Genomic DNA, 20,014 nt, shown 5'->3' with positions numbered 1-20,014 from the left:
GCAAATTTCGATAGAGCCATCGGTCTCTTCTCTTGGATCTGGTCTTGGATCTGGAGATTTATACGTCGAGAAGCGTTGGAATGGTCAAGTCCGGAACATGGGGGAAGACTGTGTCAGAATCGAGGCAGCGTCAAAAGGGACGGGTAGAAAGTCAGGACGCTTTCAATGCCGCAATGGCGGCTTCGTCATATGAATATTCGCGCATACAAAACTGACAAACCACGCTGATGCGGCCATCGACCGTCATATCCTTGAGTTCTTCGGGCGAGAGCGCCTTCAACACCATATCGACCCGATCCTGCGAGCAACGGCAACCCGCACGTAATGGACGTTGGCGGAAAACGCGCACGCCGTCCTCGTGGAAAAGCCGGTAGAGCAAATCGTGCGGGCCGAGCGAGGGATCCAGAAGTTCGGCGTCCGTCGCACTGCCCATCATGACGAGCGCTCGCCGCCACCCATCCTCCTGGGCGTCTTCCGAGGCCGGGACGAGACCTGCCTCCCGCTCGCCTCCCGCGAGCGGAACGCGTTGCAGCATCAGGCCGGCAGCACGCCATCCCTTCTGACCGTCCTCCGTCTCGACCCGTCCGACGGCGAGCTTGAAGACGGCATTGAGCTGTTCGGACTGGCGAAAATAATGGTGCACGCAATCGACGAGCTCGGCCCCCTGCAGCTCGACGATGCCTTGATAGCGCTCCGTGTTGGCGCCCTGGTCGACCGTGAATGCGAGATAGCCGGCGCCGAGCAGGCGAGGAACCACACCTTGCGCACCATGGCCTTCGGCACGCTGGCTTTCCGCGTGGGCCAGCTTCGCTTCGTCATATCGCGCATAGCCGCGTATGTCGCCCTTGCTCGTCACGTCGGCGACCAGCATGGCGATAGGCCCGTCACCTTTGGTTTGGAGCGTGAAGACCCCGTCATACTTGAAGGTGCCGGCGAGCGATGCCGTCAACGCCAAGGTTTGGCCGAGCATTGTGGCGACCGGCTCGGGATAGGTGTGACGCGAAAGCACGTCGTCGACGAGAGGGCCGAGCCGGACCAGCCGCCCCCGAATCGACTGGGCTTCGATCTGGAACGGCTGGACGAGATCGTCATCGCGACCGGCCATGCCTGCAACTGCGTCGGCGTCACGCTCCGTCAAGTCAGGCACCAGACCAGTATCCCTTGTTGCGCAGGCAGCCGGTTGCCGGCCTCGTCCCACACGACCGAATGCGGCCCATCGATCACCGACGCCGCTACTTCCTCGCCGCGATGTGCGGGAAGACAATGCATGAAGATAGCACCGGGCTTGGCCAGCCGCATCATCCTGTCATCGACCCGATAGGGTGGAAGAAGCGCATAGCGCGCCTCAATCTCCTGCTCTCCCATCGAGACCCAGGTGTCGGTGACGACGCAGTCCGCCCCGCTCACGGCCTCGCCGATCTTGTCGGTGATGAGAATAGAGGCGCCCTCCTTGCGCGCCCACTCCACGACCTGCCGGGGCGGGCCGAGCTCTTTTGGGCAAGCGAGCCTCAGCGTAAAGCCGAAGCGCACAGCGGCGTGGATCCATGACGTCGCCATGTTGTTGCCGTCGCCGGCCCAGGCCACCACCTTGCCCGCGATGGGCCCGCAATGCTCCTCGAACGTCATCACGTCGGCCATGATCTGGCACGGGTGGGTGCGATCGGTGAGGCCATTGATCACGGGCACGGTCGCATGCTCGGCAAGCTCGAGGAGTTTTTCTTCCCTCGTCGTGCGCAGCATGATGATGTCGACGTAGCGCGAGAGGACGCGCGCTGTGTCGGCGACCGTTTCGCCGCGGCCAAGCTGCATGCCATCCCGCTCGAGCACCACCACCTCCCCGCCAAGCGCGCGCATGCCCACTTCGAATGAAACGCGCGTGCGCGTCGAGGGCTTTTCGAACAACATGGCGAGGGTCTTGCCCTTGAGGGGCTTCGACTTCAGCCCCTCGCCGCGCTTGAACGCCTTGCCCATTTCAAGCATGTGCCTGAGGGTCGCCGAATCGAACCGATCGAGGTCGAGAAAGTGCCGCGGTGCGCCGGCCCCGCTCATGACGGAGCGCTCGGGACGCAACTCATGACCGGGGTGCCTCCAGGGCAACGGCAGTCTGCTCGAGGGCCACCATCCCCTCGTCGAGGTGGTGCGTCTCGATAATGAGCGGAGGGACGAGCCTGACGGTATTGTCGCCGGCCGTCACCGTCAGAAAGTTCTGCTCGCGCAGCTTCGCGACGACGTCGGTATTGGTGAACCCATCGGCGCACTTAAGGCCACGCAGAAGCCCCATGCCGCGCACCTCCGAAAATACTCGGCCGTGAGCTTTCACGAGCTTTTCGAGCCGGCGGCCGAAATCGGCGCCGAGCGCGGCTACCCGATCGAAGAAGCCGTCGGCGAACATCACGTCGAGCACGGCGTTGGCGACCGCCATCGCAAGCGGATTGCCGCCGAAGGTCGAGCCGTGGGTGCCGGCCGTCATGCCGACCGCCGCCTTCTCGGTCGCGAGGACGGCGCCGACCGGGAACCCGCCGCCGAGCGCTTTCGCGGTCGATAGGACGTCCGGCTTGATGCCAGCCCACTCATGGGCGAAGAGCTTGCCGGTACGGCCCATGCCGCATTGCACTTCATCCATGAAGAGAAGCAGGCCGAATTCGTCGCACACGGTACGTAAACCCAGAAGGAAATCCTCTCGTGCGGCACTGACCCCACCTTCGCCCTGAACGGGCTCAACCAGGATCGCGGCTGTCTCCTTCGTGATGGCGTTGCGCACTTCGTTCAAATTGCCGAATGCCACGTGGTCGAAGCCATCGACATCGGGCCCGAAGCCCTTGAGGTGCTTCTCCTGCCCGCCCGCCGCGATTGTCGCCAGCGTGCGGCCGTGAAACGCATTGTTGAAGCAGATGATTCGATAGCGCTCAGGATTGCCGGTCTCGTCGTGGTACTTGCGCACGAGCTTGATGCCGCCCTCGATCGCCTCCGCGCCCGAATTGCAGAAAAACGCGGTATCCGCGAAACTCTTGGCGACGAGCCTTTCGGCCAAGCGCTTCTGTGCCGGGATCTCGAAGATGTTCGAGCAATGCCAGAGCTTTTGGCCCTGCTCGATGAGCGCTTTCACAAGGTGAGGGTGCGCGTGGCCCAGACCGGTGACCGCGATGCCGCACGCGAAGTCGAGGAATCGTCGCCCATCGGTCGCGAAGAGGTACGCCCCTTCCCCCCGCTCGAACGCGATGTTGCACCGGTTATAGGTGGGCATCAGGGCTGGGATCACGGATTCCTCCAAAAACATACCTGGGGGCACGCCAAGGAAAGCCGGTGAGTATTGGCAATCGACCGCAACGTGTCAATTGAGATGGCGCGAAAGCGAAGCCCCTGCAAGGGGTGCGTGCATTGGACTCGGGCCGAAGGGCGCTCGGCGAGTCGTTTCCGATCCTATCGTTTCCGTTCCCGCAATGGCAGGCTCGAACGGCCTATGCCTTGAGCTTGTATCCGCGCGCGAACATACGTTGGCAAAGCCACCAGAGGGCGAAATTCGCACCGAGCATCACGGCGACGCCGACCGTCAATGATGCGTCTGCGTGACCGATGAAACCGTAGCGGAACCCGTCGATCATGTAAAAGAATGGGTTAACGTAGGCAATGGCCTTCCAAAAGTCGGGAAGTCTCTCAAGTGAATAGAAGGTTCCAGAGAGGAACGAGAGCGGCGTGACGATGAAATTGGTCACCGCCGCGATATGATCGAACTTGTCGGCCCATACGCCGCCAATCGTGCCAAGTAGGGAGAGGAGTGTCGCCGCAGCGAGCGCGTGGAAGATGACGTAGGGCCAATGCTGTATCTGCATCGGCACGAAGATCGCGATCGACAGGGCTACGACAAGGCCGACTGCAATACCGCGTGCAACCCCGCCCACGATGAATCCGAGCGACAATTCAAACGGACTCAAAGGTGGCATTAGGACGTCGACGATGTTGCCCTGCACCTTCGCGATGATGATCGAGGACGACGTATTGGCAAAAGCATTTTGGGCAAGCGCCATCATGACGAGGCCTGGCGCGAGGAATTCGGCGAACGGCACACCTCCAGCCATGCGGGACCCGCCGCCGAGTGCCAGCGTGAAGATCGCAAGGAAAAGCAGCGTCGTCACAACGGGTGCTATAAGCGTCTGGGTATAAACCTTGATGAAGCGGCGGATTTCCTTGGCGCACAGGGTGCCGAGGCCGATCCAGTTGATGACGCCGAAGCGGCGTGGGTTGGGAGGGGAAGCAACGCTCATCCTGCCGGAACCGATCTCGCAGCCGAAAACACGAGTGGGATAGATAGGCCATCTCGAGCTCATTCCGCAACCGCGGGAGGGACATGGCAGGCCCGCGCGAGTCGTGGCACACTGGCCCAACGACAAGGGGCCGAGTGCCTCTGGCTGTAGCCAAGGGTGTCGATGCCCCGAACAAGAAGAGCCCGAAGCAGCCGTCCATCTCGCCCGTTGACACGCCAGCACGTTGACAATGCGGCCTTGCGTTATCTCGGCCGCTTTGCGAGCTCAGCCGAGAACCTGCGCCGGGTGCTGTTGCGCCGCCTTATACGTGCGGGTCACCGCCCCGACGACCCCGAGTACCGGATCGCTTCTCGATGGATCGACGAGACCGTCGCGCGTCTGTGCGCAAATTCGGCCCTCGATGACGGCAAATATGCCGAGGCCCAGGCCATTAGCCTGAGCCGTAGGGGCGTGGCTGTGCGCAACATTGCCGTTCGCCTTGCGGCGAAGGGTATTGCGGCTGAGCTGATCGAAGCAGCACTTGCGAGGTTTCAAAACCAGGGTGGGAATGCGGACCTCAAGGCCGCGGCACGGTTCGCGCGCCGGCGGCGGCTCGGGCCCTGCCGCGCCGAAGCCGAGCGGAAAGCAACACGCCAGAAGGATATCGCAGCCCTCGCCCGCCAAGGCTTTTCCCACGATATTGCCCGTCGCATCGTCGATGCCGCCGACCGAGACGCGTTGGATAGCATTGCGGATGAATGTCGAACGGATGAATTTTCTGAGTGAGCGGAGGGTGACTTCACGGCAAGATGCTTTTGAGGGATGATGCGCCTGGTGTCGTATTCGGATTTGAAGTTCCAAAACGCGGATGCCACCAAAATGTAAGGAACTTCACATCCACGACACGAGCGTATTTCCGACCGCGTAGTGCCTACTTGCCGCAGCAAGCACTGTTCCACCCGAATCGCGATACCGCAGGCATCTACAAGAGGACACGAAGCCCGCATGACCGGCGCATCCGCGATCCGCCCTCCGTTTCGCCGTCGCGAAGGTGTGCTGATAGTCGTGCTTGCATCGCTCACCGCATTCGGCCCGATGTCGATCGACATGTATCTCCCCGGTCTCCCCAAAATCGCGACGGATTTTGGCGCCAGCGCCGCAGACGCGCAATTAACGCTCAGCACCTTTTTTCTCGGTTTCGGGGGCGGGCAACTCATATACGGGCCGCTTTCGGATCGCTTTGGGCGCCGCACTCCGCTTCTCGGCGGGCTTGTTCTCTTCACGATTGCGAGTGTGGGCTGCGCCTTCGCGAGCAGTCTGAACCTTCTCATCGCCATGCGATTTCTTCAGGCGATCGGCGGCTGCGCGGGCCCGGTGATCGCACGGGCGATGGTGCGCGATCTCTACGACCGGGACCGGGCGGCCCGTGTCCTCTCGCTAATGATTCTCATCATGGGGATCGCCCCAATCATGGCTCCGCTCGTCGGAAGCCAAATCCTCTATTTCTCTGGATGGCGGACGATCTTTTGGATCATCGCCGGCTTCGGCCTCGCTTGCGCGCTTGCCACAATCGCACTCCTTCACGAAACTCTCCCATCCGATCACCGCGCGCATGGCGGAGCATTGGCACAGGTTGCGGCCTATGCCGAGCCACTTACCCATATGCGCTTCATTGGCTACGCGATGAGCGGCGCCCTCGTTTATGGGGGCATGTTCGTCTACATCACCGGGTCACCCTTCGTCATCATCACGCTCTTCGGATTTTCGCCCACGGCTTTCAGTAAGATCTTCGCGCTTAACGTCATCGGTTTCCTGCTGGGCGCCGGCTTGAACAGCCGCATCGTCATGCGGGTCGGGGTCGACCGGATGCTTGGTTACGGTGTGCTCGGTGCGGCTGGTTCCGGTGCGGTGCTGGTCTTTTTCGCCGCGATGGGATGGGGCAGTCCGGTCGGCGTTCTCCTCCCCCTCTTCGCTTATCTCACGGCGATCGGCCTGGTCGGCGCCAATGCGATGGCCGGCTGTCTCAGCCTGTTCCCTTCGCGCGCAGGCGTCGCCTCGGCCCTCGCCGGCACGCTTCAATTCCTTTCGGGAAGCCTCTTGAGCGCTCTGCTCAGCGCGTTGAATGACGGCACGGCGATACCCATGGCCGGCATTATCGCCGTCGCAGGCATCGGGAGCCTCGTCGCTCAGCGCACATTGACGCGCTGAACCCGCCACCCCTAGTGTGGTGGATTTGAAGTTCCTGTCATTTTGGCGGCATCCGTGTTTGGGAACTTCAAATCCGAATATCACACTAGATACAACATATTACTCGTTTGGCTTTGAATCCGAAATTCGCTCACGGTCCCGCATCCAGATGTGGCGAATTTCGGAATCGCCACACTAGGCTGTCGCCGCGCGTGCGACGATTGCCCACACGCGATGCGGGACTGCAAGCGGGTCCCCGGGGAAATCTTTCGCGAGGATCGCAGCGTGAGCTTCGTCGAAGCGCGCCACACGATCACGCGGCAGGCTCGCCGCGACGCCTGCGCTCGCGCGAATCCGGCCGCGCCATGCTTCGTGGCTATAGCTCACGGACAGGTCGAATGAAAAGGTTTCCAGTGCCGAGAATCCAGCACCTGAGACATCTGCCAGAAAGTGGGAATGAATGCCATTCAGACCCGCGTAGGGCCAGGCAGGATTATGCGCAAGGATGAGCCGCTCCGTCGCCTCGACGACCGATCCCGCGAGCGGCAGCCAGTCGAAATGCGCAATGACCAGCGCCCCACCCGGAATAAGCAGGCGGCGCGCTTCCCTGGCCGCTTGCCGGCGGTCGAGCCAATGCCAGCACTGCCCGGCGGTCACCGCCTCGAATGCCTCTGCCGGCAGGCCCGTCGACTCAGCCCGGCCGACAACGTAGGCGATCTCAACGCCTGCTTCGCGATCGAGACGCTGGGCCTCTTCAATGAGAGCGGCCGCGGGATCGAGTCCCGTGACATCGCAGCCGCGCCGGGCGAGGCCGCGCGCAACGCTACCCGTACCGGTCCCGAAATCGAGCACGCGTTGCCCTCGCCGCCCAATGCCGAAATTGCTGAGTCGGTCGAAAAAAGCCTCTGGAAACCCGGCGCGGTGACGGCCGTAATCCTTGGCCGTGCGCCCATAATCGATGTTCATGGGGCGAAACCTCGCAAGGCAGGTGGTTCGCGTCAAGGCTTTCGGACCGCGAAGGGGTTGCCCAAAGCGAACCTTGCATTATCTTACGGCCGAACCCTAAGGGCGATTGGCGCGAAAGCGCCCGATTGAGAGATAAAGGCAGCGCGAATGGGTAATGACAGCAGCAAGCCCGGCCTGATGACCGGCATCAAGGATAAGCTTGTGGCGAGCAAGGAGAAATGGGCGCGCGAAGGCCGCCTCATTACCGGGCGAGCGGACGAGCGGAGGCTGCAGCGTCTGCCGCCCGGCCAGCGCGAGGTCAAGAATTGGCCGGTGCTCGACCTTGGCATTCAGCCAATGTTGCCGCCGTCGCGTTGGCGCCTCGACGTCGACGGGCTGGTTGAGAGCCCCGTCCACTGGACCTTGGACGATTTTCTTGCGCAGCCGCGCCTGCGATCCCAGTCCGACATTCATTGCGTCACCGCGTGGTCGCGCTATGACAATCGATGGGAGGGAGTCGCGGCGCGGCACATCATGGCGCTCGTGAAGCCGAAACCCGAGGCGAAGCACGTCATTTTTCATTCTTTCGACGGCTATACGACAAACATCCCGCTCGACGATTTCGGTGTGGAGAATGCGCTTCTCGCAGACCGCTGGGAGGGTGAGCCGATCACGCGCGAGCACGGCGGACCGGTGCGCGTCGTCGTGCCGCATCTCTATTTCTGGAAGAGTGCCAAGTGGGTGAAACGCATCGAGTTCGCCGCCGAAGACCGGCCGGGCTTTTGGGAGGTGCGGGGTTACCACAATTACGGCGATCCTTGGAAGGAAGAGCGCTATAGCTGAGGCAACGAGCCGGGGGGAAATCCATGTCCGCCTACGATTTCAGTTTCAAATCGATCGACGGCGAGCCATTGCCGCTTGCGGCTTACAAAGGCAAACCCGTGCTCGTCGTCAATACGGCATCATTTTGCGGGTTCACGCCGCAATATAGGGATCTCGAATCGCTATGGCGGAAATTCCAGGCGCGAGGCCTTGTCGTGCTGGGGATACCGTCGAACGACTTCGGCGCCCAGGAGCCCGGTACAGCGGCCGAAATCAAGACATTTTGTACGACGAACTTCGCCGTCGATTTCCCACTCGCCGCCAAAGAAAGGGTTTTGGGCGAGGATGCGCATCCGTTCTATCGCTGGGTCGTTAGCGAGCTTGGTGAGGATTCGGCGCCACGATGGAATTTCCACAAGTACCTGATCGGACGCGACGGCGAGCTTGCGGGCATGTGGCCCTCGCGGGTCGGCCCGCTCGACCCCGCGATCGTGCGAGAGATCGAGGCGGCCCTGGCGCCATGACGCCCAGCACTGCCGCCAAACCAGCGCCTTAGCGTCACCTCCCTCCCTGCGTGCCATTCTATACGCTATCATTGCGCACAGACGGCCTGACATTGGGATTGCGAGGATGAAGAAGCGCACTTTGCAAGTTGGGCTTCTCGGGGCGGCGATGGGTGCCGCACTCACGATTGGGACCTGCCTCGCCCAAGCCGCGCAGGTGATCATTCCAATCCTGGTTCCAATCACCGGCTTTCTCTCGCTGGAAGGGAACAGCCAGCGCAACGGGGCCGTGCTGGCGCTTGAGCACGCTCCACCGGGCGTCAAAGCAAAGGGCGAGGTGCTGGATACCGGCACCTCACCGGAAATTGCGGTCAACGCGTTCGAAAAAGCCGTTTCGGCCGAAACGCCGATTGCGATCGTGGCACCGATCCTCGGCATCCAAATGCTGGCGATTCTCCCGCTCGCGAACCAGCACAAGGTCCCCTTGGTAACCGTATCCGGTACCGCGAAAATCACAGAATTGAGCAATCCCTACATCTTCCGCTTTTTCCCCGCGGACAATGTGGTCAAGGTTGTGCAGGCGCGGTACGCGGTGGAGACGCTCGGCAAGAAGCGCCCAGCACTTCTTTTTCAGACAACCGCTTACGGCCAGAGTGGAGAAGCCGTGCTGACGTCCGAGTTCAACCGGCTCGGCGCTCCCCTCGTTTTCGAAGACAGCCTCGATACCAACGTGAAGGACATGTTGCCGATCCTTCTAAAGGTGCGGGAGGCGAACCCCGATGTGCTCGTTCTTCAGCTCCATGCCGGTTCGATGGCGCTCGTGGTCAAGGAAGCGGCGTCCATGAACCTTCCATTTCCGATCGTCGCCAGCTCCGCCATGCATCAGCCCTCGACCGCGGCCCTTCTCGAACCCGACGAGATGAAAGGCGTATGCGCCGAGACCGGTTCTTCGCCAATATCGAGCGAGACGCCCGCCGTCAAAAAATGGCTAGCCGAATACCGGTCCGCATTCCAAACCGACCCTGACGCATATGCCCTCGGCCAATATGATGGCGTGGCAATGGTGCTGAAGGCGGTCGAGGAGGGTGCCAAAACACCCGAGGACGTTCGCGCTTATCTCGCGACCAAAAGCTTCAAGGGCATCGCCATGACGTACAAGTCGGACGGGGTCGGCAACATGGCCCATTCGGCGGAGATCGTGTGCTATGACGGCAAGACTCGCATTCCAAAAGTCGTCAAGCGCTACGACAACGTGGACGCAGCACCCTAGTGTGGCGAATCCGAAATTCGCCACATCTGGATGCGGGACCGTGAGCGAATTTTGGATTCAAAGCCACACTAGGCGGACAGCCGCCGTTGCGGGCTTCGCGGAGATTTCGTGGCGCTGATCCAACTCGCCATTGACAGTGTGGCCCTCGGTGCCGCGTACGCGCTGGTCGCCCTCGGATTCGTGTTGGTGCTCAATGCGACGGGGGCTGTCAATTTTGCCCACGGCGATTTAGTGATGGCGGGCGGTTTCGTTACCGTCGCACTCGCGCACGTGATGGCGCTACCCGGCCTCGTTTTGCTACCGGTTGTCATACTTACGATGGCGGCCCTCGGCCTCGTTTTCTCGGCCCTCGCCTATTTTCCGCTCATGCGTCGTCCGCCGGCAGCAGTCTACGTGAGCACGATCGCACTCGGCATCATCATTCAGAATACCGCAAATGCGATATACGGTTCCGAGCCGCGCTCGACACCGGCACTCGTCGCGGATCGGGTGTTTCATATTGGCGACGGCGTTTCAATCGGCGAGCAATCTCTTGCGATCGTCCTGGTCGCCGCAGCGGCAATTCTCGCGCAGAGCCTGCTCTTCTCCCGCACTCGGCTTGGCCGCGCGTTGCGCGCAACGGCGGAGGATCGCGAGATGGCACGTGCAATCGGTATTCCGGTCAATCGCATGATTGCACTTACCTTCGCCATTGCCTCGGCTCTGGCCGGTGGGGCAGGACTTCTCCTCTCCCACAAATATTTCGTCGAACCCACCCGCGGCACCGACTTCATCATGACAGCCTACGTCGCCGTCGTGATCGGCGGTTGGGGTAGCATCGCGGGTGCGGTGGTCGGTGCCCTCCTTGTCGCTGCCTTCCAAGCGATCGTCTCCGCTTACGTCTCCTATGCCGCGGCGACGGTGCTTCTTTATGCAACTGTTCTGGCGATACTCTTTCTTCGACCCCAGGGCCTTTTCGGCGAGCGCGCGCAGAGGCGCGTTTGATGGCGTCCACCCTCATCTCGGGTATCCGTTTGCCGCTTGCGGCACTCGCGGTAATTCTCCTCCTTTACCCGATACTCCAGGGTGACGCCTATACACTTCGCTTGCTCACGATCTCGGGTGTCTATGCAATCCTCGCCGTCGGCTATCAGTTCGCCTTTGGCTATGCAGGCGCCCTCTCACTCGCCCACGGCTGCTTTTTCGGCCTCGGGGCTTACGTGACGGCAATCCTTGGCGCCACCTTCGGATTTGGATTTGGCACAACCTTCTCGCTGTCGATCGCACTCCCTGGCTTCGTCGCACTCGCGGTGGCGCTGCCGGTCCTACGCCTCGAAACCCATTACTTTGCCCTCGCCACGCTCGGAATTGGACAGGTCGTCCTCGTTTTCGCCCTCAATTGGACGAGCGTTACAGGTGGCGCCAACGGCATTGCGGGTGTCCCGCCAATCGCCGTGCTGGGGCGGGAGATCGAGCAAGGCTGGCCCCTCCTGATTTTCGTCTGGTCGATCGTGGCCGTCGGCGGCGCCCTGGGTTGGCAGGTCATGCGCGGGCTTTATGGGCGAGCCTTCCAGCTCATGCGCGAGAACAGCCTTGCAGCACTCGCCCTTGGCATCGATATCGGCAATTTGCGCCTGGCTGCTTTCCTGCTGTCGGCGCTCTATGCGGGTGCGGCCGGAGCGCTCTACGCTCACGCGGTCGGCGTGGTCTCGCCGGAAGCACTCGGTTTTCCGATCATGGTCATGTGCCTCATGATGGTCGTCATCGGCGGCCGGGCGCGAATCTCAGGTGCGGTTGTGGGCGCGGTACTGCTCACGCACCTGCCCGAATGGTTCCGCGCGCTGGAGCGTTCGTATCTCATCGCCTACGGTGCTGTGACGCTCGTGGCGATCATTGCCGCACCCTACGGTATCGTGGGGGCCATCGAGCGGATTCGGGCCCGGTTCTGGCCAGAATGCCCGCCACCCGTTCCCGATCCTCTACGAGCATGGGCGCCGGACGAGACCGGACCGGCCGGGACGCCCCTCCTTGAAGTCGACGATCTCACGATCGCCTTCGGGGGTGTCAGGGCACTCGATGGCGTGCATCTGAAGATCGCGCGAGGGGAGGTCATCGGCCTTATCGGGCCAAACGGCTCGGGCAAGACCACGCTCGTCAACCTGCTCACCGGCCTTTATCGGCCGATGCGCGGGCGCATTCGTTTCGCCGGTTGCGACCTCGCGCGCTTACCGTCTTTCCGCATTGCGCGCCTCGGGATTGCCCGCACGTTTCAAGCGAGCAATCTCGACGACGACATGACTGTGCTCGACAATGTTGCCGTTGCCCGCTTCGTCCTTGAGAGGGCTTCGTTTACGAAAGCGCTCGGAACTGGCAGGACCGACGCGCGCCTCGCACGCGCGCGTGGCCACGCCATGGCCCTTCTCGACAGTCTCGGTCTTCGAGAGCACGCCTGGTACAGGGCCGGGGATTTGCCGCAGGCCCTTAGGAGCCGGATGGAGATTGCTCGCGCCTTGGCGCTCGAGCCACACCTTCTCATCCTCGATGAGCCAGCCGCCGGTCTGAGCGGTTCGGACCAGGCCGACCTCGCACATCGGCTCGCAGCGCTCGCTGCCGGTGGCCTGACGCTTCTCGTCATCGAGCACAACATGTCGTTTCTTATGCCACTCGCAACGCGCGTGATTTGCCTTGCCAGCGGGCGTGTCATCGCCCAAGGTGCGCCGGCGGTCGTGCGCAACGACGCGCGCGTGATCGAGGTCTACCTCGGCGCACCGGCGGTGCCGGCATTCGGTTGAACTCGGCGAGACGCTCACAGTGAACTCGCTCGGACACGCCTGGATACCACTCATCGAATATGGGGAATAACCAAGGGAGGGTCGAAAATTGCTGAAACACCTTAATCCCCCGACGGTGCCACCGCCAGCCGGCCGCTACAGCCAGGTGGTTGAAATCCCGCCGAACGCACGCTGGGTATTCCTCGCGGGTCAAGTCGGCGCGAGGATCGACGGCTCGACTGTCGAAGGGTTCGAGGCGCAGTGTGAACAAGCGTGGCGCAATCTCGAAGCCGCCCTCGAGGCTGCCCAGATGGGGTTCCGTGACGTGGTGCGGCTCAACTACTATCTGGTTGATCCCGCACATGTGCCGATCGCCCGCGCAGTGCGCGACCGCTTCATCGAGGATCCGGCGCCAGCGGCAACGCTCGTGATCGTCAAGGCACTTGCCTCGCCGGCTTGGCTCTTCGAGCTTGAAGCAGTGGCCGCAAAGCATTGAGGGCTACTTTCTGCGGCCGGGGCGCTCGTGTGGCGAATCCGAAATTCGCTCCCCGCCCCGCCCCCTAATGTGGCGAATTTCGGATTCGCCACACTAGAACGCGAGGCGGTTCGTTCGGGCCGCGAGTAAATGACCGGACCAGACGGCGGCGAGGCAGAGCGTCGCCGAGGCCGTAACGTAAGCGGCCGCCGAAAGGACAGCGCCACGCTGAAGAATGTTGAGCGTTTCGAGGCTGAAGGCGGAGAACGTCGTGTAACCGCCGCATATACCGATCATGACGAACTGACGGACCCGTACTGGCACCAGGACACGCCCATCCGTCCCGCTCAGCGTATTGAAGAAACCGATCAGCCAGGACCCGGACACGTTGATCGCCAAGGTGCCCCATGGAAACCCATCTCCGACCGTCGCGGCAAATAGGTAGGTAACACCGTACCTGGCGACACCACCGATCGCACTTCCGAGTGCAATCCAGAGATAAGCGCTCACTCAGGGCCGTCCATCGGCGAATGCTGGCACCAAGCGAGAGCACCTCACGGCTGGACGTTCTATGACGCGATGCCAGAGTGCTTTAGCTGCTCGTGCGCCACTTGTCGGCGACGCGGCTCGACACGCCCATGGGATAGATGAAGCCATAAGTCGCATACACCTTGACGCCTAAATCGTGGACTGGCGAATACCAGACCCGCACTTGGCTCCAGTCGTTGTTGGGCGACTCGTCGTAGATCGAGACATTTGTCTCGACCTTGCCTTGTCGTCCGCGATGCACCCAGTTTGCGTGATTGACCTTGATGAGGCGTGAGCTTTCCACCGCGGTCACGATCGCGACATGTCCCGACGGCATCCCCTTCAGCTTCTTGAAGACGATTGCTGATCCGATCCTGGGTGTATTTCCGCGCTCATATCGTCCGTTTGCTGAAGCCCACCACGTCCAAGCAGCGCCATAAAGATCGATGCCGGAAATGCTGCGGGCATAAGGCGCACACTGGATAGCCGAGGCGGGTGTCAATTCGGAGGATGTAACGAGAAAAACAAACGTGCTGACGCCAAACGCAAGTGCTTTGGCGAGATTGCGACTCGTCATGCTGCCCCCCACAGTTATTTTCGACCCACTACCGCAATGCGTTCCCGGACTTGGCGCCGGGTTTGCTAACCAAACCATCCCTTATTTAGCTACGGAGTTCAACCCCCGTGGTTAATTTTGGCTTAAGATTTCCGAGCCCCTCCACTCGCGAAGATTTGGCCCTCTTTATGAAGAATTTTCTTGCGTCTCGTCTGAAAGGGCGTATGTAGGATTACTGACGCATACGCACGTGCCGCTGGCCCTCTGTGGTTATGCAACGACGGTCGCGTCTCTTTTGGGTTGTCATTCGGCGGAATGCCGGACCGAGAGGGAGCAATCGATGTTCGCAGCCAATAAGGGTGGCCACGCCACCCGTCGTCGACAAATCGGAAATTCAGCGTCGGCCTCCGTGGCAACTCCCAGCGAGCGGGCTATTGTCGAGCAGGGCCAGCCCTTGCCGCAACCTGGGCCTGGACGCGTTCGCCCATCTGTCAAGCGCAAGTCGAAGGCGCGTCTTCGTGTGGTTCCGCCACACGTGGCCCGCGGCGAAATTACACCGCGCATTGCCGAGTTTTTGGACACGGTGCGGCCGGCAACACCGTGCCTGGTGGTCGATCTTGCAATGGTCGAGCAGAGCTATCTCGCACTCGCGCGCGCGCTCGAGCCTGCCCAAACGTTCTATTCGGTGAAGGCGAACCCTGCACCCGAAGTGATCAGGCTGCTCGTACGCCTGGGCGCTGCCTTCGATGCGGCGAGCCCCGGCGAGATCGATCTATGCCTTGCTCACGGGGTCGATCCCGCACGCCTTTCGTATGGCAATACGATCAAGAAAGAGGGTGACATTACTTACGCCTATGAAAAGGGCGTACGGCTTTTCGCTTTTGACGCGGAAAGCGAGATAGAAAAGCTCTCGCGTGCTGCACCGGGCAGCCGTGTTTTTTGCCGCGTCCTCGTCGATAATGAGGGTGCGGAATGGCCGCTTTCGCGCAAGTTCGGCTGTTCGCCGGGCATGGCGGTTGAATTGCTCGTGCATGCCAAGTCGCGCGGGCTCGATGCATGCGGCATCTCCTTCCATATCGGCTCTCAGCAGACTGACGTGACCCAATGGGACAAGGTCCTCGGGCAGGTCGCGCGCCTTTGGGAAGAGCTTCGCGGACGAGGTGTCGACGTGCGCGTCATTAATCTCGGCGGTGGGTTCCCGAGCCGCTATCATCAGGATGTCCCTTCGAACGAGGATTACGGGGCAGCTGTGATTGCCGCCGTGCGGAAACACTTCGGCGCGAGCATGCCGGAACTCATAGTCGAGCCCGGCCGTGCCATCGTCGGCGACGCAGGCGTCATCGAGAGCGAAGTCGTGCTCATTTCAACCAAGGATGTGGGCGAGCAAACGCGTTGGATCTATCTCGACGTGGGCAAATTCTCGGGTCTCGTCGAAACGATGGACGAGGCGATCAAATATCGCCTGCGCACGACGCGCGACGGCGACGCCACCGGCCCCGTCGTTCTCGCGGGCCCGACCTGCGACAGTGTCGATATATTGTACGAGAAGACGACTTATCGACTTCCGCTGTCGCTCAAGGAGGGTGACAAGGTTCGCATCCTGTCCTGCGGCGCCTACACCACAACGTATTCGACCGTCGGTTTCAACGGCTTTGCACCGCTTAAAGCCTATTTCGTTTGAGCGCATCACCTCGACCGGAGCAAACGCGGCTTCGGCGACTCGGGGCGTCGGATTTTGCCATCCGAGGCGGCTTTAAGGGATTCAAGAACGAATTCAGCAAAACCCTGCCCGGTTTTGCCGAAGCCGGCATTAAGCGCCGGCCGCTGGGCTATCGACAGAATTGCAGGAGTCCGACGATTGGCACTACGTCACTTTGGCCCAATACCTGGTAGGCTCGCCCGTCCTTTGAACTAAGTCTTGAAACTGGTCAGATCCACTTCACTTTATATTGGTCGACTGTCGGGTCAATCGGAGCCGAATTCGTTAATTGTTTCTTAAACACGATTCAGCACTAATGCTGCCTGCGTCATGGGGATTGCGGCGGGGCGCCGGAAGTGTATTTTTGGGCCGTTACGAAAACCCTAAATTAGTTAGACACGGGGGACACCAGTGCGATTGTCACGGTCTATCCCGCTCTTTGTGGCATTGGCGCTCGGCGCATGCGAAACGAGTGAGCAGAGCATTGCGCCTACGCCGCCACCGCCACCGCCGGCGGCGACAGCACGTTCAAACCAGGTGGCGGCGCTGCCGGTGCCGGTCCCGCCGCCCAAAGATCGCGTGACCCAGCCCATAGAGCCGGAGACGCTTGTGGGCCTCTCGCAAGAAGAGACTCGACGTCTTTTCGGCAATCCATCGGCGATGCGCGACGAGCCGCCGGCCGTGATCTGGACTTACGGCTCCTCCGGCTGCGGACTGGACATTTTCTTCTATCTCGACCTCGGCACTCAGACGTTCAAAGCATTGACCTACGATCTAAAGCCGAACGGACCGAAGGGCCTGCAAGGCGGGGCCTGCGTAGCCTCCTTGCGACCGTCAGGCTCATGAGCGATACGCAATTTTTAAGGCAGGTCGGCACACGCACGCGGCTTGTTCTGGTCGACGATGACGCGCTGTTTCGCGAGTCGCTCGGACAAAATCTTGTCGATGCGGGTTTCGATGTGTGCTCGTTCGAGGGCGGGGAACCCGCGTTGCGGCATCTCCTCGCCGAGCAGGACAACGATATCGTCTTGCTCGACTGGAAGATGCCGGAGATGAACGGCATCGAGGTCCTGCGGCGGATGCGCCAGGCCGGCTTGCAAGTGCCCGTCATTTTCCTGACGGTTTTGACCGATCAGATCTATGAGGAAGCAGCACTTCAGGGCGGTGCTGTCGATTTCGTCGAGAAATCGCGCAGTTTCTCGATCCTGCTGAAACGCCTGAATTTGATCTTGGAGGGGATCAAAGGTGGCAGGCCCGCGGCCAACGATGACACCGTGCGGGACGTTGACGACGGACCGTCCACATTGATGCGCGGCGAGCTGGAACTTCGGCGCGAGTCAAGCAGGGCATTCTGGAAAACCCTCGAGGTGCCCTTGAGCATCACGGAATTCAAGATGGTCGAACTACTTGCAACCCGCGTCGGCCAGGACGTTCGATATCGCGAGCTCTATGACCTGGTGCACGGCGAGGGCTTCGTCGCTGGCTATGGTATGGAAGGCTACCGCTCCAACGTGCGAGCGTTCGTCAAACGAATTCGTCAGAAATTCCGCGACGTCGACCCGGATTTCGACGAGATCGAGAACTACTCCGGTTTCGGCTACCGCTGGCACGAGAGGGAGGGCGACGATTCCTAGGATGATGGGCCAGCTCGAGCGCATCTCGCGCTCATTTGTCGTGAAGATTTTGGTGCTGGTCGCCATCTTCTTCGCGGTGCCCAGCATCGTCTATGAGCAATTTCGCGCGGCAGACGCCGAGAAGAATCGCCTTCTCCTCGAAAACGTCGAGGCCCAGGGCCGCATCATCGCGGAAGCACTCCGCCCGGCGGTCGAGAGGATCGACGGCTCGGCAATGCGGTCGATCGCGCAGGCCGTGTTGCGCCTCGGCATTGCCGGACCCAATATCAAGCTCCTCTTCCGCCGCGCCGACGACTTTACCAATGGCGGTTTTTATTACGTGGCTTCCGCACCTGCGGTCCCGTCGCAGTATCTCGAGCAGGAACGCCAGGATCTGCTCAACTCGGGAGTGCTCGACCGGCTCAAGGATAGCTGTGCAGACGTCGCCCCGCTCGGCATTCGATACACCAATCCGGCCGGCGGCCAGGAGCTGCTTACGTCCGTCATCCCCATTCAGGCAAGTACAGGCTGTTGGGCCGTCGTGACGTCCTATCAATCAGCCGAGTTCCTTGGCTCATCGATTGGCCAACCGTATTGGCAAACCGGTGCCGTGCGCTTCGCCGCGGCGATTTATCTCGTCATGGCACTCATCGTGACTGTCCTCTTCATGCAGGCGGGCCTGAGCTTGCGCCGCTTCGGACGGCTCGCGCGCAACCTTCGCACGGGTCGCGAGTTACGCGGCACCTTCTCCTCCTTGAACCGAATTCCCGAACTGAGCTGGGTCGCGGAGGAGTTCGACAGGCTCGTGTCGACACTGCGCTCGTCCGCTCAGGCGCTGCGTTTCGCCGCCGAAGAGACCGCTCACGCCTTCAAGACTCCGATCGGAATTATCGCGCAATCGCTCGAGCCATTCAGGCGCGGTGTTACCAGGGACGATCCGCGCACGCTGCGAGCCCTCGACATCATCGATCGATCGCTCGAGCGACTCGACGGGCTCGTCTCCGCCTCCCGCCGACTGGACGAGACCATTGCCGATTCGATCAATCCGCCACACGAACCCGTACCCCTCTCAGCGCTTGTCCAGGAGATTGCGGAGGAATATCGCGAGGCGCACGAGCCTGGGCGAGTCCGCATCGTCGCGCGCATCGAGCCGGGCCTTGTCGTCATTGGCGCGCCGTCGCTTCTTGAAACCATCGTGCAGAACATATGCGAAAACGCGCTCAGCTTTTCTCCTCTCAACGGCGAGATCGAGGTCATCCTACGTGCCCGAAGCGGGGTTGCGGAACTTTCGATCAGCGATCAAGGACCAGGTGTCGCACCCGACAAGATCGAGCAGATATTCGAGCGTTTCGTCTCGCTGCGTTCCGCGGAAGTGGCGAATAATCCGCCGCCGGGCGAGCCGCAGGGTGGCAAGGTACATTATGGACTCGGGCTCTGGATCGTCCGGCGCAATGTCGAGTCGATGGGCGGCGTCGTCGCAGCCGAGAACAGGGCCGAGGGAGGCTTCCGGGTGGTCGTGGCGCTGCCGCTCGCGCGCTGATCGAAGCACCTCATCTGCAAAGCGAGAAGCTCAGCCCCGCAAGAAACGCGATGCGTTTCACCGGGATAGAACACGTCTCTAGTCTCAATAATGTCCCAATCTTGTTCCCTTTAAGGCCGCGGCCCGATGCTAAATCGATATTGTGAAGTAGACCGCGCGGGTCGCCCGCGGGAGGAATTTCTTTGATGTCGTTGTTTACAAGCCTGCGCAGGTCGCCGAGTGCGGCAGGCATATTGATCGACAACGACACGCTCCTCCCTTGGCACGCCTTCGATGCGGATATCGAACGGAGCTTGCGCATGCTGCGCGGCGTGCATATTCCCGTTTCGATGTTCGCGGTTGGCCTCGGGGAAGTCTCGCGCGGTTCGGCAGCCGAGGCGGTTGGGGATGCGCTGAGCCGGTACGGGTCGGTCGGTCGTCTAGCAGATGGCAGGATCGGCCTCCTTTATCTGGGGCCGCGTTCGCTTGAGCAGAACGGCAACGCCGTCCTTGCCAACCAAGTGCATAAGAGCATAGAGCGTCGGTTGCATGAACGCGGTTGGTCGGGTCTCATTGAGAGCCTCGACTTGGCGGCCGCGCACGGTTGGACGGACGAGATATTCGGCTCGATCGAGCTTATCCGGATGCTTGGTCCAAGCCGCGCACGAGTTTGATCCCTGGCGCAGATACCGTGAATCGGGACGCCCACTTTCCCTACAGCACGGCATTTGCGCTCCCCGGAGCGGCACGCGGTGTGCGTCCACGGGCCGCTTCCTCCACCTTGGCCCCGCCGCGCTCGCGGCGGGGCTACTTTGTGCAGGCGTGGAGGGGGGGTGGCATCCGGGGAAAACCTCTTGAACGCTTTGAGGCGGTACCCATATATCGGTCATTCTCCTGCAAGCAGGA

20 protein-coding genes are annotated in these 20,014 nt (G+C 61.3%); 13 read left to right on the top strand and 7 right to left on the bottom strand.

The window, feature by feature from the left end:
* Nucleotides 1-151: 151 nt before the first annotated feature.
* The 4 genes from VEJ16_04910 to VEJ16_04895 all read right to left on the bottom strand — a co-directional run bounded on the left by VEJ16_04910 (nucleotide 152) and on the right by VEJ16_04895 (nucleotide 4,262).
* Entirely contained in the window at nucleotides 152-1,147 is a 996-nt protein-coding gene (locus VEJ16_04910) for an Hsp33 family molecular chaperone (protein HYB08989.1), read from the bottom strand.
* The gene (gene argF, locus VEJ16_04905) at nucleotides 1,135-2,049 is read right to left on the bottom strand and encodes an ornithine carbamoyltransferase (protein ID HYB08988.1); all 915 of its coding nucleotides are present in this window, start codon (nucleotides 2,047-2,049) and stop codon (nucleotides 1,135-1,137) included. The genes VEJ16_04910 and argF overlap by 13 nt, the downstream gene beginning before the upstream one ends.
* Before the next feature lie 22 nt (nucleotides 2,050-2,071).
* Nucleotides 2,072-3,259, bottom strand: a complete 1,188-nt coding sequence (locus VEJ16_04900; protein HYB08987.1) for an aspartate aminotransferase family protein — start codon at nucleotides 3,257-3,259, stop codon at nucleotides 2,072-2,074.
* 199 nt (nucleotides 3,260-3,458) lie between these two features.
* Entirely contained in the window at nucleotides 3,459-4,262 is an 804-nt protein-coding gene (locus tag VEJ16_04895; protein ID HYB08986.1) for an ABC transporter permease, read from the bottom strand.
* Between the two features lie 237 nt (nucleotides 4,263-4,499).
* On the opposite strand from VEJ16_04895, the gene VEJ16_04890 reads away from it, so the two are divergent.
* Both VEJ16_04890 and VEJ16_04885 read left to right on the top strand, forming a co-directional pair.
* Nucleotides 4,500-5,027 carry a RecX family transcriptional regulator gene (locus VEJ16_04890; protein HYB08985.1) on the top strand — a complete coding sequence of 176 codons (528 nt, stop codon included), beginning with the start codon at nucleotides 4,500-4,502 and terminating at the stop codon, nucleotides 5,025-5,027.
* Nucleotides 5,028-5,246: 219 nt separating this feature from the next.
* Complete coding sequence (locus VEJ16_04885; protein HYB08984.1) at nucleotides 5,247-6,449, top strand: Bcr/CflA family multidrug efflux MFS transporter; 1,203 nt, start codon at nucleotides 5,247-5,249, stop codon at nucleotides 6,447-6,449.
* 174 nt (nucleotides 6,450-6,623) lie between these two features.
* On the opposite strand, the gene VEJ16_04880 is transcribed toward VEJ16_04885, so the two are convergent.
* Nucleotides 6,624-7,394, bottom strand: coding sequence for a class I SAM-dependent methyltransferase (locus VEJ16_04880; GenBank protein HYB08983.1), 771 nt, complete (start codon nucleotides 7,392-7,394; stop codon nucleotides 6,624-6,626).
* Nucleotides 7,395-7,541: 147 nt separating this feature from the next.
* On the opposite strand from VEJ16_04880, the gene VEJ16_04875 reads away from it, so the two are divergent.
* The 6 genes from VEJ16_04875 (at nucleotide 7,542) to VEJ16_04850 (ending at nucleotide 13,214) form a co-directional block, all read left to right on the top strand.
* The gene (locus tag VEJ16_04875; protein HYB08982.1) at nucleotides 7,542-8,216 is read left to right on the top strand and encodes a sulfite oxidase-like oxidoreductase; all 675 of its coding nucleotides are present in this window, start codon (nucleotides 7,542-7,544) and stop codon (nucleotides 8,214-8,216) included.
* Nucleotides 8,217-8,239: 23 nt separating this feature from the next.
* Nucleotides 8,240-8,719, top strand: coding sequence for a glutathione peroxidase (locus tag VEJ16_04870; GenBank protein HYB08981.1), 480 nt, complete (start codon nucleotides 8,240-8,242; stop codon nucleotides 8,717-8,719).
* A 106-nt stretch (nucleotides 8,720-8,825) separates the two neighbouring features.
* Nucleotides 8,826-9,968: an ABC transporter substrate-binding protein gene (locus VEJ16_04865; GenBank protein ID HYB08980.1), complete on the top strand. Its 1,143-nt coding sequence runs from the start codon at nucleotides 8,826-8,828 to the stop codon at nucleotides 9,966-9,968.
* Nucleotides 9,969-10,076: 108 nt separating this feature from the next.
* Nucleotides 10,077-10,952, top strand: a complete 876-nt coding sequence (locus tag VEJ16_04860) for a branched-chain amino acid ABC transporter permease (GenBank protein ID HYB08979.1) — start codon at nucleotides 10,077-10,079, stop codon at nucleotides 10,950-10,952.
* Entirely contained in the window at nucleotides 10,952-12,739 is a 1,788-nt protein-coding gene (locus tag VEJ16_04855) for a branched-chain amino acid ABC transporter ATP-binding protein/permease (GenBank protein ID HYB08978.1), read from the top strand. Before VEJ16_04860 ends, VEJ16_04855 begins: the two co-directional genes overlap by 1 nt.
* Before the next feature lie 88 nt (nucleotides 12,740-12,827).
* Nucleotides 12,828-13,214 (top strand): RidA family protein, encoded by a 387-nt coding sequence (locus tag VEJ16_04850; GenBank protein ID HYB08977.1) that lies wholly within the window; start codon nucleotides 12,828-12,830, stop codon nucleotides 13,212-13,214.
* A gap of 93 nt (nucleotides 13,215-13,307) precedes the next feature.
* On the opposite strand, the gene crcB is transcribed toward VEJ16_04850, so the two are convergent.
* Together crcB and VEJ16_04840 are read right to left on the bottom strand one after the other, a co-directional pair.
* Complete coding sequence (gene crcB, locus VEJ16_04845; GenBank protein HYB08976.1) at nucleotides 13,308-13,703, bottom strand: fluoride efflux transporter CrcB; 396 nt, start codon at nucleotides 13,701-13,703, stop codon at nucleotides 13,308-13,310.
* 82 nt (nucleotides 13,704-13,785) lie between these two features.
* On the bottom strand, nucleotides 13,786-14,298 hold the full coding sequence (locus VEJ16_04840) for a CHAP domain-containing protein (protein HYB08975.1): 513 nt from the start codon (nucleotides 14,296-14,298) through the stop codon (nucleotides 13,786-13,788).
* Between the two features lie 529 nt (nucleotides 14,299-14,827).
* Here VEJ16_04840 and VEJ16_04835 point away from each other — a divergent pair.
* From VEJ16_04835 to VEJ16_04815, 5 genes are all read left to right on the top strand, one after another.
* Nucleotides 14,828-15,958 carry a type III PLP-dependent enzyme gene (locus VEJ16_04835; protein HYB08974.1) on the top strand — a complete coding sequence of 377 codons (1,131 nt, stop codon included), beginning with the start codon at nucleotides 14,828-14,830 and terminating at the stop codon, nucleotides 15,956-15,958.
* 435 nt (nucleotides 15,959-16,393) lie between these two features.
* On the top strand, nucleotides 16,394-16,822 hold the full coding sequence (locus tag VEJ16_04830) for a hypothetical protein (GenBank protein ID HYB08973.1): 429 nt from the start codon (nucleotides 16,394-16,396) through the stop codon (nucleotides 16,820-16,822).
* Nucleotides 16,819-17,610: a response regulator transcription factor gene (locus VEJ16_04825; protein ID HYB08972.1), complete on the top strand. Its 792-nt coding sequence runs from the start codon at nucleotides 16,819-16,821 to the stop codon at nucleotides 17,608-17,610. The genes VEJ16_04830 and VEJ16_04825 overlap by 4 nt, the downstream gene beginning before the upstream one ends.
* A 1-nt stretch (nucleotide 17,611) precedes the next feature.
* A complete protein-coding gene (locus tag VEJ16_04820; GenBank protein ID HYB08971.1) occupies nucleotides 17,612-19,129 on the top strand; it encodes a HAMP domain-containing sensor histidine kinase in 1,518 nt (505 codons plus the stop codon).
* A gap of 185 nt (nucleotides 19,130-19,314) precedes the next feature.
* Nucleotides 19,315-19,782, top strand: coding sequence for a hypothetical protein (locus tag VEJ16_04815; protein ID HYB08970.1), 468 nt, complete (start codon nucleotides 19,315-19,317; stop codon nucleotides 19,780-19,782).
* The last annotated feature ends 232 nt before the right edge of the window (nucleotides 19,783-20,014 follow it).

This window comes from Alphaproteobacteria bacterium (assembly GCA_035625915.1).
Classification (GTDB): Bacteria; Pseudomonadota; Alphaproteobacteria; order JACZXZ01; family JACZXZ01; genus DATDHA01.
This window is presented reverse-complemented; position numbering and strand designations above follow the sequence as displayed.